Source organism: Cuspidothrix issatschenkoi CHARLIE-1, from assembly GCF_002934005.1.
Classification (GTDB): Bacteria; Cyanobacteriota; Cyanobacteriia; order Cyanobacteriales; family Nostocaceae; genus Cuspidothrix; species Cuspidothrix issatschenkoi.
On the sequence record NZ_PGEM01000201.1, the window covers coordinates 1 to 6,358 of the forward strand.

At 32.8% G+C, this 6,358-nt stretch carries 8 protein-coding genes; 3 read left to right on the forward strand and 5 right to left on the reverse strand.

Annotation, left to right across the window (positions count from 1 at the left end; translation table 11 throughout):
- A partial coding sequence (locus CUN59_RS20060; RefSeq protein ID WP_133164057.1) for a response regulator occupies positions 1-1,390 on the forward strand: 1,390 nt, incomplete at its 5' end.
- 96 nt (positions 1,391-1,486) lie between these two features.
- Here the strand turns inward: CUN59_RS20060 and CUN59_RS20065 are convergent.
- A complete protein-coding gene (locus CUN59_RS20065; RefSeq protein WP_104389490.1) occupies positions 1,487-1,954 on the reverse strand; it encodes a VOC family protein in 468 nt (155 codons plus the stop codon).
- Positions 1,955-1,959: 5 nt separating this feature from the next.
- Complete coding sequence (locus CUN59_RS20070) at positions 1,960-2,118, reverse strand: MBL fold metallo-hydrolase (protein WP_104389491.1); 159 nt, start codon at positions 2,116-2,118, stop codon at positions 1,960-1,962.
- Positions 2,119-2,260: 142 nt separating this feature from the next.
- Here CUN59_RS20070 and CUN59_RS20075 point away from each other — a divergent pair, with 142 nt between their 5' ends.
- On the forward strand, positions 2,261-3,055 hold the full coding sequence (locus CUN59_RS20075; protein ID WP_104389492.1) for a CBS domain-containing protein: 795 nt from the start codon (positions 2,261-2,263) through the stop codon (positions 3,053-3,055).
- Between the two features lie 84 nt (positions 3,056-3,139).
- Here CUN59_RS20075 and CUN59_RS20080 read toward each other — a convergent pair whose 3' ends face one another.
- The 3 genes from CUN59_RS20080 to CUN59_RS22230 form a co-directional block, all read right to left on the reverse strand.
- A complete protein-coding gene (locus CUN59_RS20080; RefSeq protein WP_104389493.1) occupies positions 3,140-4,114 on the reverse strand; it encodes an RpnC/YadD family protein in 975 nt (324 codons plus the stop codon).
- 150 nt (positions 4,115-4,264) lie between these two features.
- Positions 4,265-5,215, reverse strand: a complete 951-nt coding sequence (locus CUN59_RS20085) for an RpnC/YadD family protein (RefSeq protein ID WP_104389494.1) — start codon at positions 5,213-5,215, stop codon at positions 4,265-4,267.
- A 56-nt stretch (positions 5,216-5,271) separates the two neighbouring features.
- Positions 5,272-5,424, reverse strand: a complete 153-nt coding sequence (locus tag CUN59_RS22230; RefSeq protein WP_243407003.1) for a hypothetical protein — start codon at positions 5,422-5,424, stop codon at positions 5,272-5,274.
- 285 nt (positions 5,425-5,709) lie between these two features.
- Here CUN59_RS22230 and CUN59_RS20095 point away from each other — a divergent pair.
- Positions 5,710-6,358 (forward strand): tetratricopeptide repeat protein (locus CUN59_RS20095; protein WP_133164058.1); only part of this gene is annotated, 649 nt, incomplete at its 3' end.

Below are 6,358 nucleotides of genomic sequence, written 5' to 3' on the forward strand. Positions count from 1 at the left end.
TGAAGTGCGGAATGTGGGATTAAATAAAACCTGTCTAGAATTGGAAATTTGGGATAATGTGCAGGATTTAAACTACTTTCAACAAACCCTAATTCAACAGGGAATAATCCAAAATTTTGAAGTTATAATTCATACAAAATCAAGAGAAGTTAAGAATGTTTTACTGTCTGCTAAAGCGGAAAACATGAATGGTGAAATTTATATAATTGGTGTGGTTCAAGATATTACCACTCTCAAACTCACAGAAAAAATTTTAGCAGAACAAAGGCGGATGCTTTCGACCTTAATTAGTAATCTACCGGGGATGGTATATCGCTGTTTAAATGACGAAAATTGGACGATGAAATTTGTGAGTGAAGGCTGTAAATTAGTTACCGGTTATGATTCATCGGAATTACAAAATAATCAAGTTATCTCCTATGGTAATCTGATTTATCCTGAGGATAAAGATTCGGTTCGCATAAAATTTCAGCAGTCTTTAGAGACAAAAACACCTTACAAAAATGAATATCGCATTATTGATAATGAAGGTAAAATTCGCTGGGTTTATGAACAAGCACAAGGTAACTATACCCCAGACGGAACTTTATTAACAATTGAAGGTTTCATACAGGATATTAGTGAACAGAAAACGGCACTTTATGAACGTCAATTAGCTGAATTTGCTTTAGCTGAAGCTAAGTCAGCAGCAGAAACAGTAACTAAAGTTCAAAGTAAGTTTATGGCTGATATGAGTTATAAAATTCGTACCGCCATGAATGGAGTATTAGGTATGGCACAATTACTTACTACCACAAATTTAACAAGGGAACAACAAGACCTTATCGAAACTATTTTAGATAGCGGTGAAGAAATTTTAACAATTACTAAAAATATTCTAGATTGTTCTGAAGTTAAATTAGAAATATCAAATTTAGAAAACCGAGTTGTTGTTTTAGAAAATATTTTACGATCTATCTGTACACAATCAAAAAATACTGAACTGCCACACATTGAAATTGATCCCAAAATGGCGGAAAAATTTCCTTTACGCATTCTCTTAGTAGAAGATAACCTAGTTAATCAAAATGTTATTTATCACATTCTGCAAAAATTTGGTTATCAAGTGGATATAGTTTCTAATGGTATAGAAGCAGTAAAGGCAGTCCAAAATCAGGCTTATGATTTAGTATTGATGAATATAGAAATGCCAGAGATGGATGGTTTGACAGCAACTAGAAAAATTCGTCAAAAGCTGACTATTCAGCCTCAAATTGTCGCTATGATAGCCAATGTTTTAGCGGAAGACTATTATACTTGTTTAGATTCTGGGATCGATGATTATATTACTAAGCCTATTAAAATTAATGAAATGATCCGCATTTTACATTCTAAACATTGTCCATTTTGAGTAAGAATTCACCGAGTCACAGAGTCAGGAGTGAATAGCTACAGCTATATCTGAAAAAGCTGAATTCTGACTGTAAAATTTATTGGGAATAGTATATTACCCTTTACTAACACATCCTGCTATATCAGGATCACAACGAATTTCAATCATAAACCCATCGGGGTCATAAAAATAAACTCCTCTACCGGTGGGACGGGTAACAGGACCATAGGCAATGACAAGATTATTTTCTTGAATTACTGTCAATGCTTGATCAAATAATTGTGGATCAATATCAAAAGCTAAATGATATGCTCTAGTAAAAGACTTACTAGGATCGGGATCCGGTGGTAATAATTCTGGTTCTCCAAATAAGTCTATAATTGTGCCGTCGGGAGTAACAAAGTTAGCAACTTTACCTTTTGCTACCAGTTCTTGTAATGTTTCTGGTACTTCGTCCCCTGTGAGTTCGTGTAAGCCTAAAATATCACCATAAAAATGGCGAGATGCTGCCATATTTTGCACATTAAAAGCAATATGATGGACTTTGCGGAGGCAGCCGCAAGGAATTTTTTTGTTATTCATAATTTTTACCCCAAACTTCCCATCAATTCTTGTAACTGTTCTCTACCATCCCGAAATATAGACAAACCATCACCCACCAGTACCGCTTCCACCTTCTCTAAATCTACCAAAGGACGCACAGAAGCGATCGCATTTTCTCGATCTAGCAGCCTTTCATAACCCACCGGTCAGCATTAATACTGTATCAAAAATTAAACCCGATTTACAATTTCTCCAGACTCAGGACAAGATGAAATCTAGAGAACAGTTATAGAAGAAAGTTTTATGAAATACTAAATGGGAAGAATATTTTCCTTCTTAGGGTAGATGAAACAGCTAAAATCACGTTCCCAAGATTTACGCAGCCTATTTGAGAATAGCATCACCATAGAATATGTAGCTGAACCTCTCAAAGCTGTATCTGCTGATACAGATGTTAGAGAGGTATTACATTGGATGCAGCAAAAAGATTTTGATGTTGTGGGAGTAGAAACAGGCAATACCATCAACGGTTATGTGCAACGTGCTGATTTAATGCAATGTCAATTAGGAAAATGTAGCGACTACCAACAAATATTTCATCCCCAAGAATTAGTGGCTGTTTCCACACCTTTGATGAAGTTATTACCCATTTTTGCCCACACATCTAGATTATTTGTTTTAGATGCTAACCAAATTACTGGGATTATTACCTATGGTGACTTACAAAAAGCCCCGGTGCGAATGTTACTATTTAGCTTAGTTACTCTATTAGAAATGAATTTATTACGATTAGTTAGACTTTATTATCCCCAAAATTCTTGGCGAGAAATTCTGAAAGCGGATAGGTTAGAAGCAGCACAAAAATTATGGCGAGAAAGTCGAGATAGAAATGAAGCTACAGATTTATTAGACTATTTGCAATTTTGTGATAAACGGGAACTGATATTAAATCATCCAGAATTATTTGAAAAATTAGGATTAAATTCCAAACGTGGGGGCGAAAAATTTCTCAAATCTGCTGAACATTTACGTAACCGTCTCGCACACGCTCAAAATTTAGTGACTGGTTCTTCTTGGTCAGAATTAATTTCTTTAGCCGCAGGAATGGAACAGTTGTTAATTCATTGTGAACAAATTTAATTATCAAAAAGCTGAGGATTTACAGGATACAAAGTTTGATAAAAACCTAACTTCTTCATGATAGAAGAAGTCAGGGATATGATATTATTTATTTTCCTGTAATTCTGCATCAATTAACTTTTGAAATTCCCCCAAAGAATTAACACTAATACTTGCTAACAGGAGATTTTCTAGAATCGTCATATCCTCAATTTTCTTGAGAGAATCATTCATCAATTCTGGAACAGAATTAAATCTATTAGCGAGAATTTTGAGAATATTATTTTGGCAGGTTTCTCTAGCACCTAATTGTTTACCCTTTGCTTCACCTCGTTGTTCTGCCATTTCTTCAATAGTGCTTAGGAAAGGCATATTTAACTCCTTTTCATGTTGTTCTAGTTTATCGTTGAACTCTGTTTGTAATGGAGGTGGTAAGGTCATCATTTTATCAATGAATTTAACTAAATTAATAATATCAAATCTAGTTAAGCCCTTTTGATATAATGGTCTGACTATGTTCCATTTCCATTGTTCTCGTTCGGTTAAATTCTTAGTTGTGGCTTTGGTTTTTAGATGTGCCATAACCATTATAGCAAATAAATTGTTACTTGTGGTTAGGTCTTCCCATTGATAGTCTAATAGTTTGACAATACTAAATTGCATTTTTACTAAACTATCATCTATGCCATATTCATAACCATTTGGTCGCCATTTTTTATCTTCATCTCCTAATATAGCTAAACTGATGACTGGTTTATGAAATAAATCAAAGGAACGATAGTTATAGATGTACATTCTTTGGGTAAATTCTTTATCATATTGACTTTGTACTTCTATATGAATCAAAATCCAGATAATTTCATTATTTAATAACCAAACTTGAAACAATTTATCCGCATAACGTTTTTTAGTTTGACTAGATGCGGTGATTTGTTCTAGTTCTTTATCTAAGGATATGGGGGTTTTACTCCAATCTATTTTTGCGTGGAGGTTGGGGTAAAAGAATTGGATAAATAATTCAAAATATTCTCCTATTGCTTCTTTCCATGTTTGATCATAATTGGCGGTTGTTTCTGTCATGTTTTTTTGTCTGAATCAGGATTTCCAGGATTTAAGGATTTACAGGATGTAATTGTCTGAATCAGGATTTCCAGGATTTGAGGATTTACAGGATGAAGAGTTTGATAAAAACCTGACCTCCTTATGATGGAAGAAGTCAGGGATATGATATTATTTATTTTCCTGTAATTGGGCATCAATTAATTTTTGCATTTCCTCCAAAGAATTAATACTAATACTTGCTAACAGGAGATTTTCTAGAATCGTCATATCCTCAATTTTCTTGAGAGAATCACTCATCAATTCGGGAACATTATTAAATCTGTTGGCGAGGATTTTGATAGTATTGTTTTGGCTGTTTTTTCTAGCACCTTTTTCTTCTGCCATTTCTTCAATAGTGCTTAGGAAAGGCATATTTAACTCCTTTTCATGTTGTTCTAGTTTATCGTTGAACTCTGTTTGTAATGGAGGTGGTAAGGTCATCATTTTATCAATGAATTTAACTAAATTAATAATATCAAATCTAGTTAAGCCCTTTTGATATAATGGTCTGACTATGTTCCATTTCCATTGTTCTCGTTCGGTTAAATTCTTAGTTGTGGCTTTGGTTTTTAGATGTGCCATAACCATTATAGCAAATAAATTGTTACTTGTGGTTAGGTCTTCCCATTGATAGTCTAATAGTTTGACAATACTAAATTGCATTTTTACTAAACTATCATCTATGCCATATTCATAACTATTTGGTCGCCATTTTTTATCTTCATCTCCTAATATAGCTAAACTGATGACTGGTTTATGAAATAAATCAAAGGAACGATAGTTATAGATGTACATTCTTTGGGTAAATTCTTTATCATATTGACTTTGTACTTCTATATGAATCAAAACCCAGATAATTTCATTATTTAATAACCAAACTTGAAACAATTTATCCGCATAACGTTTTTTAGTTTGACTAGATGCGGTGATTTGTTCTAGTTCTTTATCTAAGGAGATGGGGGTTTTACTCCAATCTATTTTTTCGTGGAGGTTGGGGTAAAAGAATTGGATAAATAATTCAAAATATTCTCCTATTGCTTCTTTCCATGTTTGATCATAATTGGCGGTTGTTTCTGTCATGTTTTTTTGTCTGAATCAGGATTTCCAGGATTTGAGGATTTACAGGATAGGGATTTTTAGATGATAGAAATTTCTTGATAATCACCTAAGTTAGTTGTATTGATGACAGCAGAAATTTCATCAACTTGTTTCCTAATTTTTGGACATGAAGTTGATAGTAAAACCACAATTGCAATTTGGCGATCGCTCAAATTCTGTTGATAACGCAAATTCTGATCTGTTGTTATGAGTATTTGATATCCTGGAGATTCAGCAGCTTTTAATAAATCTCTATTTGATAAATTAGACCATCCTTCTTCATAAGCTGTCGTTACAGAATGATTTTTTTAAAATTTCCGCAGTGGTACTGGAGTTCCAGGATTTGAGGATTTTCAGGATGTGATTGTCAAATGTTCCCTCAGTAAATTATACTAGATTATAGTCGGTTTTAACCGACTTTGGCTTTGAGACAGGGAATTTATTCCCTGGATTACTTTAAATTTAAAAAATAAACTATGATTAATAATGATGATATCCAATCTTTAATTAGCAAGGCTGACGATTTACTGAAGAATCGGGACAGTGAACAAGCTATTGTCATTATTCAACAAGTTTTAGAAATTGAACCAGATAATATTGAAGCTTTGAAAATTTATGGACAATCTCTAGGAAAACTAAATAAAGTAGAAGAAGCATTGACGATTTTTGAAAAAGCTTTACAGATTGAAACAAATCATGTTAGTATTTTAAGAAATTATGGAAGTGCTTTATTTCAGATTGCTAATTATGATAAAGCATTAAATATTCTTGATAAGGCTTTGCAGATTGAACCAAATAATGTAAAAGTATTAAGTACATACAGTAAAGTTTTATTAAAAATAAAGTCTTATAAAAAATCTTTTGTAATTTTTGAGAGGTCTTTAAAAATTAATCCTGATAATATAATAGCATTAAATAGCTATGGAAAAGCCTTAGCAGAATCTGGAAATTATGAAAAGGCTTGTGATATTTTTGAGAGGTCTTTAAAAATTAATCCTGATAATATAATAGCATTAAATAGCTATGGAAAAGCCTTAGCAGAATCTGGAAATTATGAAAAGGCTTGTGATATTTTTGAGAGGTCTTTAAAAATTAATCCTGATGATATAATAGCATTAAATAGCT

Coding starts and splice junctions, on each gene's coding strand:
- CUN59_RS20080 (WP_104389493.1), bottom strand. CDS start 4,114: ATGACAGAAACAACCGCCAATTATGATCAAACATGGAAAGAAGCAATA.
- CUN59_RS20075 (WP_104389492.1), top strand. CDS start 2,261: ATGAAACAGCTAAAATCACGTTCCCAAGATTTACGCAGCCTATTTGAG.
- CUN59_RS20065 (WP_104389490.1), bottom strand. CDS start 1,954: ATGAATAACAAAAAAATTCCTTGCGGCTGCCTCCGCAAAGTCCATCAT.
- CUN59_RS20085 (WP_104389494.1), bottom strand. CDS start 5,215: ATGACAGAAACAACCGCCAATTATGATCAAACATGGAAAGAAGCAATA.